The sequence below is a fragment of the Sphingomonas sp. genome (assembly GCF_003248515.1).
Taxonomy (GTDB): Bacteria; Pseudomonadota; Alphaproteobacteria; order Sphingomonadales; family Sphingomonadaceae; genus Sphingomonas_I.
Genome location: NZ_QFOB01000018.1, coordinates 23,062 through 39,091, shown reverse-complemented (window position 1 = coordinate 39,091; position 16,030 = coordinate 23,062). Strand labels below are relative to the sequence as shown.

Below are 16,030 nucleotides of genomic sequence, written 5' to 3'. Positions count from 1 at the left end.
AATCACTCCTTGCTGTTCGTCATTGCTGGGACGGATAATCTTCCGGCTTGACCGTGCCGACCACGGGCCGGTCCTCGACCTTCTCGGGGGACTGCCCGCCGCCCGTGCGCGTATCGTTGTTGGTGCTATCCGGACGGGCATCGCCCAGTGGGCCACGCGAGGTCCGGTTTCGTTCCTTGCCTTTCTCAGCCATGGGCTTTCTCCTTGTGCGTGCCCTTCGGCTCCCTGCCGAATGCCTCACGAAGTTCATCCTTGGCCTTTTCAAGCACCTGCCGCTGGCCCTTGCCGAGATTGTCTCCTGCGCGATTGATATAGAAGTTGAGCATGCCCATCGCGGACTGGAGCGGCGTGCCTTTGCGGCGCTTGCTGTGCTCTGCCGAGCGCTTGAGCGACGCGGCGATCTTTGCGGGATCGTCCTGTTTGAATACGCTGTCCTCGAGATCGAGCGCATCCGAACGCTCGGTCACATCCTGCGACCATTTCTTCTGCGCCATCGCTCATTCCTTCCCGCTGCCTGGCTCGGCCATGCCGCGATGCAGCTCCGCCGGTGCGGATTGCGGCAGCACGCCCGACGCGGCGACCTGAAGCTTGTTCTTCCAGCCCGATATGATCGTGTCCTTGCCGGCCATCAGCGCGTCCCAGCCGTCCTTCGCGACATCCGCAGGATCGGATTTCTTGTCATTCTGGCCAACCTTGGTGTCGTCCATGCCGGCACGGTGGAAGAACTCGGTCTCGACCGGGCCGGGTTCCAGCGTGGTGATCGTGATCCCGTCATGCTCCTTGAGCTCGTTGCGGATGGCGGCGGTGAAATTGTCGATGAACGCCTTGGTGCCGTTATAGACTGCGGAGAAGCTGCCCGGCATCCAGCCCGCGATCGAGCCAGTGATCAGCACCTTGCCCTCACCCTGTGCCACCATCTTCGCGAGTATCTTCTGCAACAGGTAAACCGTGCCCGTGACATTGGTATCTATGACATGGCGCCAGTCGCTGACGGCATGGTCGAGAAACGGTCCGCCGAGGCCATGTCCCGCGTTCGCGCACAGCAGATCGATATGCCGGCCACCGGCGGCGTCGAGCAGTCTATCGACGCCTTCGAGCGTCGCGAGATCGACTTCGAGCGTCCGGGCATTAGCGATCCCGACCGACGGATCGACAAAGGGCGTGTCGGCGACCAGCAGCAGGTCATATCCATCCGCAGCCGCCAGTCTGGCAAGCTCGGCGCCGATGCCCGTCGAGGCGCCGGTGATGATCGCGAATTTGTCGGCCATATCGTCTCTCCTTACGCAGCGACCCGGTCGAGGCCGGGCTTCAGCACCACCTTGGTCACGTCGTTCTGATGATCGTGGAAGATCTTGTAGCCCTCGGGCGCCTCGCTCAGCGGCATGCGGTGGCTGATGAGGAAGGTCGTATCGATCTTCCCCTCCATGATCGCAGCGAGCAGCCCGGGCAGATAATGCTGCACATGAGTCTGGCCGGTCTTCAGGGTCAGACCTTTCTCCATGAAGGCGCCGAGCGGGAACTTGTCGACAAAACCGCCATAGACCGCCGGCATCGAGACTCGGCCGCCCTTACGGCAGGCGATGATCGCCTGCCGGATCGAATGGGTCCGGTCGGTGCCGGTGAAGGTCGAGACCTTGATCTGGTCCCAGACATTATCGACGAACAGGCCGTGCGCCTCGAGGCCCACCGCATCGATGCAGGCGTCGGGGCCAATGCCGCCCGTCATCTCCATCAGCGCCTCATAGGTCTTGCTCTCTTCGAAGTTGAGCGTTTCGGCCCCGAACTTCGCCGCCAGTTCGAGCCTGCGCGGGAAATGATCGATGGCAATGACGCGCTCGGCGCCCATCAGGAAGGCCGACTGCACGCAGAACAGGCCTACGGGACCGCAGCCCCAGACCGCGACCGTATCGCCCGGCTCGATCTGTGCGAATTCGGCTGCCTGCCAGCCGGTCGGCAGGATGTCGGACAGGAACAGCACCTTGTCATCATCGATCCCGTCGGGGATGACGATCGGGCCGACATCGCTGAACGGCACGCGGACATATTCGGCCTGCCCGCCCGCATAGCCGCCGGTCATGTGGCTGTAGCCGAACAGGCCGCTCATCGGTTGGCCATAGAGCGTCTGGGCGATGTCCTGATTGTCGGCCGGATTGGCGTTGTCGCAGGCGGAATATTGATGCTTGCCGCAATGATAGCAGCCGCCGCAGGCGATGGTGAACGGTACCACCACGCGCTGGCCCTTTTTGAGCGTCGACTTGGGTCCGATCTCGACCACTTCGCCCATGAACTCGTGGCCGAGGATGTCGCCCGCCTGCATCGTCGGGATATAGCCGTCGTAGAGGTGCAGGTCCGACCCGCAGATCGCGGTCGAGGTGACTTTGATGATCGCGTCGCGCGGGTTGAGGATTTCGGGATCGTCGACCGTGTCGACGCGGACGTCGTGCTTGCCGTGCCAGGTGAGCGCGCGCATTAGGCCGGCTCCTCTTCGAACTGCTTTCGGGTGCGAGCCGCCGTGGCGATCTCGCCGGTTTCCATGAGTTGCTTGAAACGCCGCAGGTCGCGCCGCGCCTGAATGGCCGGCTCACGCTGGAACATCTTGGCGATGACCTTGCCGATGAAGCCAGCGGGTGGATCGTAGAGAATGGTCGCGGTGACTACCGTGCCGCGATCGCCTGCGTCCCCAAAGTCGATGCGTCCGCTATTGGGGACATCCGCGCCTTCCGTCGATGCCCAGGCGATCATTTCGTCAGGCCGTTCCTCGGTGATGACGGCATCCCACTCGACCGTCTTGCCGCCGGGCGCCTTCACGACCCAATGGCTGGTTGTATCGTCGATCAGGTCGACCCGCTCGACATTGTCCATGAAGGTCGGAAGTCGGGCGAAGTCGCGCCAATATGCATAAAGTTCGTTGCGCGGACGATTGATCGTGACCGATCGGCCGACAAGACTATCGCCTTTGGCCTCGACCAGATCCTGGGTCGCATCGACAATCCTGTCGCTGCGCTTCGACGTCGTGATCGGTGCATCGTCACGCAAATCGGCCATTGCACTTCTCCTGCGGAAGGGGGTCTCCGGCGCTCGGGGGCTCGAATTGCAGAACGAGCATCATGGCCGCGTCGTTCCTGCGGTAAGCACAGTCCGTCACGGCCACGGCTCGGTCCGCATCAATGTCCGGCGTGCCGACGATCCTTCATGTCGAACCGTTGGCGCATGGTTTGTTGCCGGCGGTGCAATCTGCTATTGTGCTCACTGGCCAACGGCCACCGCACAGTCGGAGCTCAGCCGCGGACCTGCTGCGGACGGCATGCTAATCCTTCAATGCGCCGCCGCAAGGAAGGAACAACCATGCCCCCGGCAAGCCTCCATTCCCTCTCCGACCCGCATTTTTCCGCCGACACGGCAGCCTGGCTCGCGGCGATCGTCGAGGATTCGGCCGATGCCATCCTCAGCAAGACGCTGGACGGCACCATCACCAGCTGGAACGCGGGTGCCGAGCGCCTGTTCGGCTATTTGCGCGAGGAAGCCGTCGGACGGCCGATCGGCCTGATCATCCCGGAAGACCGTTTGCATGAGGAGGCGGATATCGTCGCCCGTCTGCACCGGGGCGAACGCATCGGCCGGTTCGAGACAGTCCGGTGCACGCGTGAGGCCCGACCCGTTCATGTTGAAGTGACGATATCCCCGCTTCGCAGCGCCGACGGGACGATCATCGGCGCTTCCACGATCGCGCGCGATATCGGCGACCGGTTACGCCATGCGAATGAGCAGGCGCTGCTGCTGAGCGAGATGCGGCATCGCGTGAAGAACCTGCTGTCGATCGTTCAGGGTCTCATCAGTATCGGCAGCCGCCGCGCCGCTGATGTCCAGACGTTCACCGAGCAATTGACCGCCCGCATCACGTCGCTCGCTGCCGCGCAGGCGCTGGTGCTGCACAGCGAGGACAGAGCCGACGGCGCCTGCACGACCTTGGGAGAGATCCTGGCGGCGGTGATGGCGCCCTATGGCAATGATGGCATCGTCCTGATGGATTGCGACGCGGTGGTCGGCCAGCATGCGATGACGTCGCTTGCGCTGCTGTTCCATGAACTCGCCACCAATGCGGTCAAATATGGTGCGCTCTCCAATCCGGACGGGTCGCTCAGCGTCGACATTGCCACCGACGCCGCAATGGTCTCCATATTCTGGCGGGAAGATGGCGGCCAGCGACCGGAAAGCCCTCAGGCCGGATTCGGCACGAGCCTGCTCGACGCGACCCTCCGGGGACTTCAGGGAACGATCGAGCGAGAATGGCGCGACGGCGTCTTCGAGACCGTCCTGAAACTTCCGCGGGATGCCCTGGCCCGCTGACGATAAAGCCACTCCAACAGGAACGGTGTCGGCAGGACAAAGGTTTCTCGCCAGTCGATGGTGCCAACAGAGAGAAGGATGATGTCCTCGCAGTACAAAGCCACGCCGACGCCGGACGCCGAGACGCTGTCACCAGCATTACCTGACGACATCATCGAGGCGGCGATGTCCCTGCTCGCAATCGCCATCAAGGCGAAGATCGGGATCGCGACCGCGGAAAGCTGCACCGGCGGGCTGCTTGCCTCGCTGCTGACCGATATCGAAGGCGCCAGCAACGCGTTCGATCGGGGCTTCATCGTCTATAGCAAGGAGGCCAAATGCGACCTGCTGGGCCTCAGTCACGAGATGATCGACGATTGCGGCGCGGTCAGCGACCCCGTCGCGCGCGCCATGGCCGAAGGCGCCTTGCACCGGTCGGATGCGGGGCTGGCGATTGCGATCACCGGCTTTGCCGGCCCGGGCGAACCCGGTGACGAACCCGGGCTGGTGCACTTCGCCTGCGCCGCGCATGAGGTGGAAACGCGCCATATCGTCCGTCATTTCGGTGACATCGGGCGCGGTGCGACACGGATCGAAAGCTTGCGCGTCGCGCTCGACATGCTGGCCGATATGCTATCGGCTGTGGCGGGTCGCCCGCAGCGGGCGGCCTGAGCCGTGGCCATGGAAGCACAGGCGCCGGACGGCATAACGCAAGAGCATGAAAGCAACAGCCGGCGCGCCAACCCCTGGCCGCTCATCCTTCTCGCAGTGTTGTTGGGCGCCGGGTTGACCGGCCTGTTCGGTGGCCAGCCCGCGATCGTTCGACAGGCGTCGAACGATCTGGTCTCCCTGAGCGTGCGAACGCCGGAAACGCTCCGCAACGGCATGGCCTTCGAAACCATCGTCGAGGTCACGCCGCACCGGCCGATCGATGATCTCGTCATCGCCGTCTCGGATGGACTGTGGCGGGAAATGACCATCAATACCATGATCCCCGCGGCAGGTGATGAAAGCCACAAGAGCGGCTTTCATCGCTTTTCCTTCGGTGAGGCCGAGCCAGGCGAGACGTTCCGCTTCAAGGTCGATGGCCAGATCAATCCACCGCTGTTCGCGGGCACGAGCGGCGCGGTCTTGGCACTTGACGGTGAGCGCAGACTCGCCGCCGTGCCGGTCAGAATCAAGGTCCTGCCCTGATGGATATCATCCTGCGCGCCAGCGTGATGTTCTCCGTCATGTATCTGTTGCTCCGGCTGCTGGGCAAGCGGGAGCTGAGCCAGGTCACGCCATTCGAACTGGTACTGCTCGTCGTCATGGGCGATCTGGTCCAGCAGGGCATCACCCATAATGATCTGAGCATGACGGGCGCCGCCCTTGCCATTGGCACCATCGCCTTCTGGGCACTGGCGCTGAGCTGGATCACCTATCTCTCGCCACGCGCCGAACGGATGCTGGAAGGCGTGCCGCGTGTGCTGGTCAAGGACGGTGAACTGATCACAGCCAATATGCGCCGCGATCGCATCACTCGCGCCGAGGTGGAAATCGAGATGCGTCTCGCGGGCATCGCCAGGATATCCGAGGTCGCTTGGGCCATCCTCGAGCCCAACGGCAAGATCAGCTTCATCGCTAAGGATGGTGACGAGCCTGCCATGCAGCAAGATGATGAGAAGACGACATAGAATTGATTATTATTAAGCTGGCAGCGTTTCAACCGGCTGCGAGTCGTTCGCAGGGAACGGAGAAGCTGTTTCAGCCATTTTCGGGCAACACTCCGCAGGAGACTATCATGCCCAGCGAAACCTTCACCGACGCCATCGCCTTGCTCAAGGCGGATCACCGCAAGGTCGAGGATCTGTTCGAGCAGTTCGAGAAAGCCAAATCATCGAGCAGGAAGCAGAAGCTCGCCCACGAGATCTGCACCGAACTCAAGATCCACACGCTGATCGAGGAGGAAATCTTCTATCCCGCCTTTCGTGGCAAGATCGAGAGCGACACGCTCGACGAAGCCTATGTCGAGCATGACGGCGCCAAGGTGCTGATCAACGACATCGAGGCCGGCAGCCCCGAAGACGATTTCTACGACGCCAAGGTCAAGGTCCTCTCCGAGGAGATCAAACACCACGTCCTTGAGGAAGAAATGCCTTCCGAAGGCATGTTCGCCCAATGCCGCCAAGCGGAGGTTGACCTGGTAGCGCTGCGCGACCAGATGCTGGCACGCAAACAGGAACTGATGGCGCAGGCGAAATCAGCCGGTCTGCCGCTGGCCCAGCCGACCGCCGTGCATCTGATAGCGGCATGAGGCTCTGACCTCGAAAGACGTGACCGATGACCGACGATCCCCGTCCGCCTTACCCGGAGCAGCAGCAAGCGATGCCGGGCAAAACCGATGCCATGGACCCGCGGCCCGATCATGGCGAGGAGAGCTATGTCGGGTCGGGCCGGCTGGCGGGGAAACGGGCGATCATCACCGGCGGCGACAGCGGCATCGGCCGGGCGGTGGCGATCGCCTATGCGCGCGAGGGCGCTGATCTCCTTATCTCCTATCTCGACGAACATGAAGATGCCCGCGAGACTCGGAAATGGGTCGAAGAGGCCGGTCGCAAGGCCATCCTGATGCCCGGCGATATCAGCGACTCTGCACATTGCGGGGCGATAGTGGACAAGGCTGTCGCGGAGCTGGGTGGCGTCGATATCCTCGTCAACAACGCCGCCCATCAGGCGAGCTTCAAGGATATTGGCGACATTTCCGATGAGGAGTGGGCCTTGACCTTTGCCGTTAACATTCATGCGATGTTCTATCTCGCTAAGGCTGCGGTCCCGCACTTGAAGAGGGGCGGCGTGATCATCAACACCACCTCGATCAACGCCGACCAGCCTAATGCCAGCCTGCTGGCCTATGCGACCACCAAGGGGGCGATCCAGAATTTCACGATGGGCCTGGCGCAGATGCTGGCGGACAAGGGCATCCGCGTGAACTGCGTTGCGCCGGGACCGGTATGGACGCCTCTGATCCCTTCGACCATGCCGCCTGAGGCCGTGAGGAATTTCGGCGAGAACACGCCGCTCGGCCGCGCCGCACAGCCGCGCGAGTTGGCCCCGCCTTATGTCATGCTGGCAAGCGATGAGGCGAGCTACATCACCGGGGCGACCGTACCGGTGACCGGCGGCCGACCATTTATCTGATGCTACCTATATATACTCGCAGGTTCGAATTGCCGGGCGAAATCACCGTCAAACCGGCCGAAAGAAAACCGGCGCGCCCCATTTCGATATCCTGCTGCGCTGGCTAGCCTGCAGCCTCATTTATCGAACATCGCAGCGCCAAATCGACGCTGGAGATGATCCACAACGCTTGTCACATAACGCCTTTGCCGCCAGCCCGTTGGACTGTGGTACACGCCTATCGCCTTCCAATAGTCGCCTGTAACACTGAGCCCTGAAAGGAATATCCAACGGGCAGCCTGAACGTTGAAACAAGGGTCATTGATCAACCAGAAGCGAACATCCCGAGCGGATCGGCCAGTGAGAGCCGCAAGCTTGGGAACCCAAGAGCTGTTGATCTGAAGAGGCCCCAGATCATAGCTGCCGTTTGTGTTCAATACCTCGGCACCGATCCACCCGGCCTCCTGATCCCGCAAACCCCAGAGGGTTCGCTCGAGCCAGGTCCGGCCCGCCGCTGCCTGCCGAATACATTGTCCCAGCTCCTTCTCATACAATACCACTTGAGCTGAACCAGCTTGGGCGGTGGCTACCGAAGCGAGAGACAGAAACGGTCCCGCGATAAGGCCAAGCGCCGTCCCCTTAACGATCATGGCCACCTCCCTGATCATGGGTATGAGCTTTAGCAGGTTCGGGCGCTGGTTCAGCCGTCGTCGGGGCGCCGCGCCCGCCTTCCCGGTCATCGCCTCGATGGGAACCTCGTTCGAGCAGTGATACAATCCACCGGTCCATGAAGGACGCGGCCGTCAACGCACGATCCGCGATCCGTCCGGCCAGACTGGAAGGCTTTGGGCTCCGTTCAGAGTCCCGTTGCGCCGCCCTGTTGTCCTTGCGCTCCTCGCGTTCGGTGCGTTGTTCGTCGCGGAGCCTGTCCCAGCGTTCGGCATGGCGGCCCGACCGGCCTTTCACACTGTCCCGCTCGATCCTTCCCAAAGCCTGGAGTGAAGATGTCTTCTCGCCAGTACGCTGCTTCAACTTTTCGACCAGCTTTTGCCGATTATCCGTCCACAAGCTGACACCAAATCTCGCCCGGGTGATCGCGGTGTAGAAGTTTTGCCCGGTAACGAGCAGGGAGTTGACGGGCGCCAGCACATAAACCCGGTCGTAAGTCTTGGACTGCGCCGAGTAGATGGTTTCACTATAGCCGTGGTCCCAGTTCTTGTGCTGGGAGAGATCGATTTCCTGACTCCGTCCGTCCCGATCCCATCGGACTGTTGCTACCGCCCCATCGAGACGTTCTACGGTGCCTCGCTCCGCATTCTTCAGATCCAGCTCCTTGTTGACCAAGCGCCACTGGATGCGATCGCCGGCTGCAAGGTCGCGTTGTTCCTCCTTGAAAACATTGATCTGTGCAGCCCGCCCCAGACGGGGATCCCATTGGATAGTGCGGCCATGTTCATCGACGAGGTTAACCGTCTGACGCCCTCGGGCGTCTCGTCCCACACCTATGACCTTGTATTCGGAATCCCGGGCGATTCCGAGCCCGACATTGTCGCGCGAGAAAACCACGACCTGACCGCGAGAGTAGAAGCGCGCGAAATGCTTCTCTTGGTCGGTCATGCCGGACGGCGTCAAAATGGACAGCCGGGTTTCCTCGGCCGCGATCGCACCTTCCGTTTTCAGAGCCTCGCGGATCTTGGTGTTAACGATCAGACGGGTCGCGTTTTCAAGCACGAGAATGTTCGTTTTCTCACGCCTTTCCGGAGTGAGCCGTGTCCAGTCCGCCACAAGCGACACGGCAAGCTTTTCGTTGTCCTCGCCGATGGTCACCTTGTCCAGAGAGTTGAGCGAACCGTCGTAGTTCTGAAGCCGTGCCAACCGAACGGCCTGCGTCATCTTGTCCGTTTCCTGCCGGACCGGTTCCCGTAGCTCGGCCTTAGGAAGCCCAAGCCGTTGCATCAGCCAGAACGGTTTGCCCTGCTCGATCGCCCCCGTTTGACGGGTGTCACCGATCAGCAGGAGGCGTGCGCCGGTGGTCCTGCTGATCTCGAGCAGACGCACCGCCTGGCGGTTGCCAAGCTGTCCGGCTTCGTCGACCACCAGAACGTGGCTTTCGTCGAGCCTCGCGCCGCCGCTCGCAAGAAGACTGGCAACGGTGCGCGATTCAATATTGGCCTTCTTTCCGAGTTCGGCTGCGGCCGACGACGTGGGAGCGAGCGCTATGAGGGTCGCATCCCCACCCGCTGCTTCCCGTAACGCGCCGATGATGGTGGACTTACCTGAGCCGGCAACGCCGTGGACACCGATAATCCGGTCTTCGCTGCGGCCGAGATGAAGTAAGGCCGTGCGTTGTTCAGGGTTGAGGTTGTGGGCAAGACCTGCATCTCTTAGGGCTTCGACGGATGCCAGCGGGCTGGCGTCTGTGAGCGCCAGAGCAAGATGATCGGATAGAGCCATTTCCAGGCGCGCGGTCCTGCGTGAGGTGCGGCCGCGGGTATGGATATCGTCACCGGTACGGTGGCGGGTTTCGAGAAGTTTGGCCCGGGCTTGATGTTCCTCGATCGCGGGACGGACATCAGAGAGCCGCACCTCGCCGACATGCGAAGCCAAGGCCGTCTGCAGCAGCAAACCGAGATTATTGACCGCCTCCTTGCCTTCCGATTGGCGCAGGCCGAACAGCATGGCGCGGGCCGCCGTTTGCGCCTCGACATCGATACTGCGCTCTCCGATCTTGTCGGCGTCGGCGCGCACGTTCCTGATCGCCTCGGCATGTTGACCGAGGCGCCCGCCCCATCGCTCATGGAGATCTTCCAGAGACGCTTTCTGCTTCGGACCCCGAGTGGCGTAGAAGGATTTCTGCCTTTCCGCCTGCCCGGTCAGGCCATGCTCTTTTGCGTGCGCCTCGATCTGTTCAGCACGCTGCGACATGTCCGTTATCAGATCCTTGGGCACACCTCGAATCTCGAACAGGCCACGGCGCGGGTCGAATTCGACATCGTAACCGCGCTCCCGGAGGAGATGTGCCAATTCATTGCGATACGCCTGCCCGGCCGCCATCTGCTCGGCGAACATCGCGCGGGTTTCCAGGCTGACCTTTTTCGCCCCGTCCCGCTCGTCGGTGATGTTCATGACGACGACATGCGTGTGGAGATGAGGATCCAGCTCGCGAGAGGCATGCTCCGTGAAGCGTGCCCAGATCAGCCGGCCGGTCGTTTTCTCGGTGACCTCCCCATCGACGCGATGCCGCATCGTGGCATGTTCCTCGAGATAGGCGAGCGCGACACCGACCGCCTGTTCATGAGCCTCAATGACCCTGTCATCACCGGCTACCAGCGCCATGATCGATACCGATTTGGGTGCGTTGACCGCGAAGTCCCATCCCGGATGATGCTGAATCTCGCCGCCGTCCTTGCGGCGACGCCCTAGTTGCTGGTCGCCGACCTTACCGGCCAATAGTTCCTTGAACACGGTAGGATCGACCTCACCTTCCAGTCCCAATTCGGCGGCGATCTTGCCACCCCATTCGGAATGCTCTTCGTCACCCTTGGTGTAATAATCACCGACCGTGTAATATCTGGCGATGTTGGCGGGTTTCCCCTTGAGGCGGAGGGGATTGATCATGCCGGCCTCGCTGCATTGCGGGCGCCGTCATGGCGTCCGTGCTGGCTGAGACGGAAGCCGGCCGGCTTCCCGAAGAGCTCCAGCGGTGGTGGCGGGTTGCTTGCTTCCTCTTTCCGCTCGTTGTGCGCCGGGGGAGACACCGGGCCCTCATCGAAGGGCGCGCCGGCCGGTCCCGTTGACTCACTTGGCGGTACCAGGGGCAGTTCAGCCCCCGGATCGCTAGGGGCAGCACGCCGCCGCTTCGCCGGGGTAGCGTTGGGTTTTGCGGGCGCTATCGGGGCCGCCGACGCCGGGGATGCCGATGGTGCTGGAACCGCCATCCGAATGGGCGCGGTGCCACGCTCCTCGAACGCCTCGCCAATGGAGGCGACCTTATTGTAGCTGTCTTCGAACCGGACCACCGGCAAGCTACGACCGAACCTGAGATAGCCCATCAGGTTGGGCAGGTTGGTGACCTCGGTGTGCATGACAAGCGGTCGCGTGACCTGCATGCGCGAGAGGTTCACGCCGTCGCGCATGTCGTTCACACCGTAGGACATGCCCTCGTTCGCTTCGACCTGCTCGACCTGGCCCAGATTCTCGCTGACATGCTTCGCGGTAGGGGTGTCGTTGGCTCGCAGAGCCACCCAGGTCGAGCAGTAGCCGGTGATCGCGGCCGCATCCTGGATGCCGTAGGTCGCTTCGAGCTGCGGGTAGCTTTGGAAGCCCAGAATGCCGCAGCCGCCATATTTCCGCGCGCGGGCGAGAAAGTCACCGAGCGAGGGCAGACGCTGGAGCGTCGGCAACTCGTCGATGACGCAATAGAGGCGCCGATTGCGGTCGGGCGTCATACTCATGATCGCGCTGATCGCGATATCGAGCCACACCGTGATCAGGGGGCGAAGCGAAGGAAGCTGGTCCGCCTTCACGGTGATGAAAAGCCAGCTGTCGTCCTTCTCGTTGGCGACCCAGTCGCGAATCGAAAAGCCGTCTGCGGTATCATCGAGGTAAGAGAAGCTGCGCATGACGGAGGCGAGTTCGGCCTGAATGCCGGCACTCGTGCGCTCGCCCTCGGTCGAGATGAATGCTGCCGCATCGGTACCAGCGGCGAAGGCGGCGAGATCCTTCAGCTTGGAGCGGAGCAGCGTGTCGAGCAGGATCGAAACGAGGGTACGTTCCTGCCGAGCCAGCTTCCGCAAAACGGCGACCAGCGTACCACGCGCTGCCTTCGCCCAGAAGGGATCACCCGTCTTGTCAGGGATCGTGGACTCGGCGATTTGGTCGTAATGATAGTCTCTCGGGACGTCGACCCAAGGCGACCAGGAGTCCGCCCGCGCGTCGAGCGGATTGAGCAGAACGTCGATCCCCGGCCGGTAGAATTTTTCTACGAAGGTGCCGGCCGTGTCATAGACGATGGCGCGACGCTTTCGCCTCCGGATGCCGTCGAGCATCTTGACGATGATGTTCGTCTTGCCGGTACCCGGCGCGCCGCAGATGAGGATGTGCTCCGGCTCGAAGGCGTCGGGCACATTGACTCCGCCGATGTCTAAGCTGCCCTTGGCGTATCGCCACAGCGCCCGGCGGACCTGCCGCACGGTGCCGAATCGCGCTCCGCGCAGGAACTGGTTGGAGCCAAGTCCCCTTCCCGTCCGGGTGAAGTAGAACCACGCCCATCCCAGCATGGCCAGGGCGAACAGACCGGATATCGCCGCCCCGTGCAGGAGATAGGTCTCGAAAGCTTCGAGCGTCTTGTGGGCGAGGCCGGAATCCAGGAGCGCCTTCGGGCTGGTCCAGTACTGTTTGCCCTCCGCGGTCTTGAACAGGATCGGGGTGACGTTGCCGGGAATGGCGTCTCCCATGAAGGCAGCCTGACCGAGCTTTGTAAGAACGAAGCGTTCGTACTCGGATGATTTCTCGAGAGCGTACCATATGATGCCGCCGATCCAGATCACCAACCCCGCCAGGAAGGTCTGGTAGAAAACCTGCGTGGTCATGCGGACGTTGTGGACGATAGCCTGTCCGCCCCTTGTCCAGGAGCCGAGCGTGTCGTGTCGAAAGATGCTCATGGCCGGTCCTGCTCGGGATCGAGCAGCCCCCTTTCGCGGAGGAGCCGGCGCGCTTCGCCAAGCCCCTTCTGGAGGATATCCGGCGAGCGTTCGCCGACCGATGTGGCGAGGATCGCGAAGGCCTGAATCGCCGTCGCATGCAGCTCGTCAAAGCGGGCATGATAGCCCGATGGATCGCTGCCTTCGAAGCGCTCGAGAATGTCGCGACAATAGGTCGCGGCGCCGAGACCGGCGTTGCGCGCCTGGACAGAAAGGCGCGCATAGAGGTCATCGTCTATGCGGATAGTAATGCGTGCCAAGCGGCGGACTCCTTGTCCGACACGCCAGCAACATGGTGAAGCACAATCCTTATAGATGATTTACTGTGGGATAACAAGAATTTATCAGAACAGCCGCTGGCAGCCACTAAGTGCCAAGGCAGAACAATTGCTTAGTCCGAAAGTTGCTCGCAAGTGGCTGCCGCCGGCAGACGATGTGTGCCAAAGCGACAGCCGCTCTGTGCCGACGCAAAGTGGCAGAAAACCGAGCGATTCGCGCCCGCAGCACCCGTGCGTGGGGTGCATTACATCCGCCTCCGGCGTGCGTCCCGCCTCCGCAGCGCGCTTGCCGCTGCGCCTGCCCCTCTCTGGTCGGGGCGGGTCTCCCCCAGCCGGGGTTTCGGGCACGCGTCGGAGCGTCGATGTCGGGAAAAGCCGTTGCATGGAGATGGTCCTTGATGGATAGTCGGCGATGGCGGGCAGACCTCCTTTTCAAGGAGTCCGATTGTGCCCAAGATGACGGAACGTGAGCGGCTCGCGAAGATCGAGGCCGATCAGCAGAATCTCGCGCGGGAAGCCGAGACGGTGCGGCGTGGTTTGCGCACGCATTATGGGAAGCTGGCAACGGAATTGCCGGTCGAGAGGCTGAGCGAGCGTGAATTTCGCGACGTTCTAGGCCAAGCCATCCGGGTCGGCGGCGGCGTGGCGGTTGCCGCGCTCAAGGGGTTGTCCACGTCTGGTGTCCAGGCGGAATCCTCGCCTGCGCCATCCCGGAAGCGTGGAACGCTCGCTTCGTCGGGTGGGGATGATGCCTCAAAGGCAGTGCAGCCTTAGCGGAAGGGGGTGCGACGTTGGCGGGCGGAACGCCCGACAAAAGGAGTGCTGCCAAGGGAAACCGTTCGGGTTTCCCTCGCTCGTGCCGCAGGCACGACAAGGGGCCGGGAGCGGTTGCCCGCCCCGGCCTCTCGTTTCAGCGGTGTTTGCGGGTCAGGCTGGTATGACGCGCCGCTTCTTCTTGATCGGCACGGCGGGTTCCTGATCGGTCGCCAAGAAAACATGGGTTGGGACGCGGTGTCCCTGTTGCGGGTTGAAGAGGTCATAGAGGCTCGACTGGATGCCCGACCCTTCGCACAGGATGGCTTCCACCGGCATAAGCTCGGCAATGTCGCGATTGCGCTTGAAGCCCTTGCCCTTGCCGCGTCCATAAAGCCCGAACGCGATACAGACTACACCCCGCTGCGCGGCCCATGCGGCGGCGGCTGCATCCACGCCAAGGCGCTGCCCGGTGGTGACAAGTACCATGCCCGGAATGCGTGTCCTGATCTGGTCGAGCCTGCCCCATAGGATACGCCAATCGTGCCAGTCCTGCGGGCCGGAGACGACGACAACGGGGCCTTGCGGATCGTATCGGTCGCGGCGACGTTCGGCACGGGCGCGCAGAAAGTCCAGCGCCGAAATCTGGCTGGCGGTGGTGACATGCGACGCGCGCGATCCCTTGGCGGGAGACCATGGGCGGCCTGCACAGGTTCGAAACATCGCTCCGGCATAGTCGCGCATGGCTTCCATAGCGGCGCGCTGTTCGGCGACCGACTGGCATTCAAGCTGGGTGTCTTCCAGTTCCTTGTTGAAGACTTCGCCCGGCTCCAGCCGCCGCGCCATATCGCGCAACGTATCGGCAAGCCGATCCTCTTCGCGTTCTAGTTTGCTCGCGACGAAATGGAAGCTGTTGACGAAACCCCATGCCAGTTCGGGCGCGAGGGCTTCAAGGCGGGTGTCGGTGAACAGGTCGAAAATCGTAGCGACGATGCCGCCGCATTCCGCCTGTGCCGCGATCGGCTCGGGCATGTGATGTTCGGCCGGTTCATCGCCCGGTTCCATGATCGATAGCGGGATAGGGTCGCCGAACGATGCCAAGAAATCCGGGGTGGCGGTGAGTTCGGCATAGAGTTCCGGCAGGTCGGCAAAGCTGCTAACGCTGGCCAAGGCCGTTGGCTTGCTCATGGGATAGGCTCCTGTTGACGGGGTAGCGGTTCAGGACCGGGGAAGCGTTCCAGCGCTCCCCCGGCCCGCCTTGGTGCCGCTTAGAAGGGCACCTCATCATCGAGGCTGCGCCCGTTGCCGGTATATTCGCCGCCCATTCCCGCCGTGCTGCCGCCGGAGAAGCCGCCGCCCGAGCGCCCGCCGAAACCGCCGCTCCGATTGCCGCCACCGTTGCGCCCGCCAAAGCCATTGCCTTGCGTCTCGCGGTCGCGCTCGCGCCGCCACTGGACGTCGAAGCCGTTCGTCTCGTCCCCGAATAGGGCGATGGGAAGCGGTTCGCGGAAGCTGGGATCGTCGATCATGCCGGACAGGAACACCTCGTCATTCGACCGCATCTTGCGTTCCCAGACGACGCCGATCTGGATTTCGTCGCCCGCGCGGTTCGTCTCGTAAATCTCATAGACGGGGGCGCTGTCGCTCTGCCGATCCTCGACGCGGCGCATGATGAGATAGGGAAACCGCAATTCGCGGGTGGCGATCTTGCCGATAATGTCGCTGGCGCGTTCGTCGAACTTGAAGTTACCGATCTTCATGACTTCGTCCTTTCTCTGTTTTGTGGGCCGCTTCTCTTTTCCGGCCACAACT

The 16,030-nt window shown here is 62.4% G+C and carries 18 protein-coding genes; 7 read left to right on the top strand and 11 right to left on the bottom strand.

Annotation, left to right across the window (positions count from 1 at the left end; genetic code table 11):
- Nucleotides 1-19 precede the first annotated feature (19 nt).
- The 5 genes from DI605_RS19695 to DI605_RS19675 are packed head-to-tail and all read right to left on the bottom strand — an operon-like array spanning nt 20 to nt 3,045.
- On the bottom strand, nt 20-193 hold the full coding sequence (locus DI605_RS19695; protein ID WP_293977208.1) for a hypothetical protein: 174 nt from the start codon (nt 191-193) through the stop codon (nt 20-22).
- Nucleotides 186-494 carry a DUF3175 domain-containing protein gene (locus DI605_RS19690; RefSeq protein WP_293977206.1) on the bottom strand — a complete coding sequence of 103 codons (309 nt, stop codon included), beginning with the start codon at nt 492-494 and terminating at the stop codon, nt 186-188. The genes DI605_RS19695 and DI605_RS19690 overlap by 8 nt, the downstream gene beginning before the upstream one ends.
- Before the next feature lie 3 nt (nt 495-497).
- On the bottom strand, nt 498-1,268 hold the full coding sequence (locus tag DI605_RS19685) for an SDR family oxidoreductase (protein ID WP_293977204.1): 771 nt from the start codon (nt 1,266-1,268) through the stop codon (nt 498-500).
- Nucleotides 1,269-1,279: 11 nt separating this feature from the next.
- On the bottom strand, nt 1,280-2,470 hold the full coding sequence (locus DI605_RS19680) for a zinc-dependent alcohol dehydrogenase (RefSeq protein WP_293977202.1): 1,191 nt from the start codon (nt 2,468-2,470) through the stop codon (nt 1,280-1,282).
- Nucleotides 2,470-3,045, bottom strand: coding sequence for an SRPBCC family protein (locus tag DI605_RS19675; protein WP_293977200.1), 576 nt, complete (start codon nt 3,043-3,045; stop codon nt 2,470-2,472). Before DI605_RS19675 ends, DI605_RS19680 begins: the two co-directional genes overlap by 1 nt.
- A 273-nt stretch (nt 3,046-3,318) precedes the next feature.
- On the opposite strand from DI605_RS19675, the gene DI605_RS19670 reads away from it, so the two are divergent.
- From DI605_RS19670 to DI605_RS19645, 6 genes are all read left to right on the top strand, one after another.
- Complete coding sequence (locus DI605_RS19670; protein WP_293977198.1) at nt 3,319-4,347, top strand: sensor histidine kinase; 1,029 nt, start codon at nt 3,319-3,321, stop codon at nt 4,345-4,347.
- A gap of 78 nt (nt 4,348-4,425) precedes the next feature.
- Entirely contained in the window at nt 4,426-4,998 is a 573-nt protein-coding gene (locus DI605_RS19665) for a CinA family protein (protein ID WP_293977196.1), read from the top strand.
- Between the two features lie 9 nt (nt 4,999-5,007).
- Nucleotides 5,008-5,520 (top strand): hypothetical protein, encoded by a 513-nt coding sequence (locus DI605_RS19660; RefSeq protein WP_293977194.1) that lies wholly within the window; start codon nt 5,008-5,010, stop codon nt 5,518-5,520.
- Nucleotides 5,520-6,002: a DUF421 domain-containing protein gene (locus DI605_RS19655; protein WP_293977192.1), complete on the top strand. Its 483-nt coding sequence runs from the start codon at nt 5,520-5,522 to the stop codon at nt 6,000-6,002. The genes DI605_RS19660 and DI605_RS19655 overlap by 1 nt, the downstream gene beginning before the upstream one ends.
- Nucleotides 6,003-6,109: 107 nt before the next feature.
- Nucleotides 6,110-6,622 (top strand): hemerythrin domain-containing protein, encoded by a 513-nt coding sequence (locus tag DI605_RS19650; protein ID WP_293977190.1) that lies wholly within the window; start codon nt 6,110-6,112, stop codon nt 6,620-6,622.
- A 26-nt stretch (nt 6,623-6,648) separates the two neighbouring features.
- Nucleotides 6,649-7,506, top strand: coding sequence for a glucose 1-dehydrogenase (locus DI605_RS19645; protein WP_293977188.1), 858 nt, complete (start codon nt 6,649-6,651; stop codon nt 7,504-7,506).
- Between the two features lie 116 nt (nt 7,507-7,622).
- On the opposite strand, the gene DI605_RS19640 is transcribed toward DI605_RS19645, so the two are convergent.
- The 4 genes from DI605_RS19640 to DI605_RS19625 are packed head-to-tail and all read right to left on the bottom strand — an operon-like array spanning nt 7,623 to nt 13,447.
- The gene (locus DI605_RS19640) at nt 7,623-8,135 is read right to left on the bottom strand and encodes a lytic transglycosylase domain-containing protein (protein ID WP_293977186.1); all 513 of its coding nucleotides are present in this window, start codon (nt 8,133-8,135) and stop codon (nt 7,623-7,625) included.
- Nucleotides 8,125-11,103 carry a MobF family relaxase gene (mobF, locus tag DI605_RS19635; protein ID WP_293977184.1) on the bottom strand — a complete coding sequence of 993 codons (2,979 nt, stop codon included), beginning with the start codon at nt 11,101-11,103 and terminating at the stop codon, nt 8,125-8,127. The genes DI605_RS19640 and mobF overlap by 11 nt, the downstream gene beginning before the upstream one ends.
- Nucleotides 11,100-13,148, bottom strand: coding sequence for a type IV secretion system DNA-binding domain-containing protein (locus tag DI605_RS19630; RefSeq protein ID WP_293977182.1), 2,049 nt, complete (start codon nt 13,146-13,148; stop codon nt 11,100-11,102). Before DI605_RS19630 ends, mobF begins: the two co-directional genes overlap by 4 nt.
- A complete protein-coding gene (locus DI605_RS19625) occupies nt 13,145-13,447 on the bottom strand; it encodes a hypothetical protein (protein ID WP_293977181.1) in 303 nt (100 codons plus the stop codon). The genes DI605_RS19630 and DI605_RS19625 overlap by 4 nt, the downstream gene beginning before the upstream one ends.
- A gap of 474 nt (nt 13,448-13,921) precedes the next feature.
- Here DI605_RS19625 and DI605_RS19620 point away from each other — a divergent pair, with 474 nt between their 5' ends.
- A complete protein-coding gene (locus DI605_RS19620; RefSeq protein WP_293977240.1) occupies nt 13,922-14,239 on the top strand; it encodes a hypothetical protein in 318 nt (105 codons plus the stop codon).
- A gap of 153 nt (nt 14,240-14,392) precedes the next feature.
- On the opposite strand, the gene DI605_RS19615 is transcribed toward DI605_RS19620, so the two are convergent.
- Nucleotides 14,393-15,406, bottom strand: a complete 1,014-nt coding sequence (locus DI605_RS19615; protein ID WP_293977179.1) for a DUF2493 domain-containing protein — start codon at nt 15,404-15,406, stop codon at nt 14,393-14,395.
- A gap of 80 nt (nt 15,407-15,486) precedes the next feature.
- Entirely contained in the window at nt 15,487-15,978 is a 492-nt protein-coding gene (locus tag DI605_RS19610) for a DUF736 domain-containing protein (RefSeq protein ID WP_293977177.1), read from the bottom strand.
- Nucleotides 15,979-16,030: the final 52 nt, after the last annotated feature.

What these genes read in the sequence shown, in the direction of transcription:
- DI605_RS19695 (WP_293977208.1), bottom strand. Translation starts at nt 193, where the DNA reads ATGGCTGAGAAAGGCAAGGAACGAAACCGGACCTCGCGTGGCCCACTG.
- DI605_RS19690 (WP_293977206.1), bottom strand. Translation starts at nt 494, where the DNA reads ATGGCGCAGAAGAAATGGTCGCAGGATGTGACCGAGCGTTCGGATGCG.
- DI605_RS19685 (WP_293977204.1), bottom strand. Translation starts at nt 1,268, where the DNA reads ATGGCCGACAAATTCGCGATCATCACCGGCGCCTCGACGGGCATCGGC.
- DI605_RS19680 (WP_293977202.1), bottom strand. Translation starts at nt 2,470, where the DNA reads ATGCGCGCGCTCACCTGGCACGGCAAGCACGACGTCCGCGTCGACACG.
- DI605_RS19675 (WP_293977200.1), bottom strand. Translation starts at nt 3,045, where the DNA reads ATGGCCGATTTGCGTGACGATGCACCGATCACGACGTCGAAGCGCAGC.
- DI605_RS19670 (WP_293977198.1), top strand. Translation starts at nt 3,319, where the DNA reads ATGCGCCGCCGCAAGGAAGGAACAACCATGCCCCCGGCAAGCCTCCAT.
- DI605_RS19665 (WP_293977196.1), top strand. Translation starts at nt 4,426, where the DNA reads ATGATGTCCTCGCAGTACAAAGCCACGCCGACGCCGGACGCCGAGACG.
- DI605_RS19660 (WP_293977194.1), top strand. Translation starts at nt 5,008, where the DNA reads ATGGAAGCACAGGCGCCGGACGGCATAACGCAAGAGCATGAAAGCAAC.
- DI605_RS19655 (WP_293977192.1), top strand. Translation starts at nt 5,520, where the DNA reads ATGGATATCATCCTGCGCGCCAGCGTGATGTTCTCCGTCATGTATCTG.
- DI605_RS19650 (WP_293977190.1), top strand. Translation starts at nt 6,110, where the DNA reads ATGCCCAGCGAAACCTTCACCGACGCCATCGCCTTGCTCAAGGCGGAT.
- DI605_RS19645 (WP_293977188.1), top strand. Translation starts at nt 6,649, where the DNA reads ATGACCGACGATCCCCGTCCGCCTTACCCGGAGCAGCAGCAAGCGATG.
- DI605_RS19640 (WP_293977186.1), bottom strand. Translation starts at nt 8,135, where the DNA reads ATGATCGTTAAGGGGACGGCGCTTGGCCTTATCGCGGGACCGTTTCTG.
- mobF (WP_293977184.1), bottom strand. Translation starts at nt 11,103, where the DNA reads ATGATCAATCCCCTCCGCCTCAAGGGGAAACCCGCCAACATCGCCAGA.
- DI605_RS19630 (WP_293977182.1), bottom strand. Translation starts at nt 13,148, where the DNA reads ATGAGCATCTTTCGACACGACACGCTCGGCTCCTGGACAAGGGGCGGA.
- DI605_RS19620 (WP_293977240.1), top strand. Translation starts at nt 13,922, where the DNA reads ATGACGGAACGTGAGCGGCTCGCGAAGATCGAGGCCGATCAGCAGAAT.
- DI605_RS19615 (WP_293977179.1), bottom strand. Translation starts at nt 15,406, where the DNA reads ATGAGCAAGCCAACGGCCTTGGCCAGCGTTAGCAGCTTTGCCGACCTG.
- DI605_RS19610 (WP_293977177.1), bottom strand. Translation starts at nt 15,978, where the DNA reads ATGAAGATCGGTAACTTCAAGTTCGACGAACGCGCCAGCGACATTATC.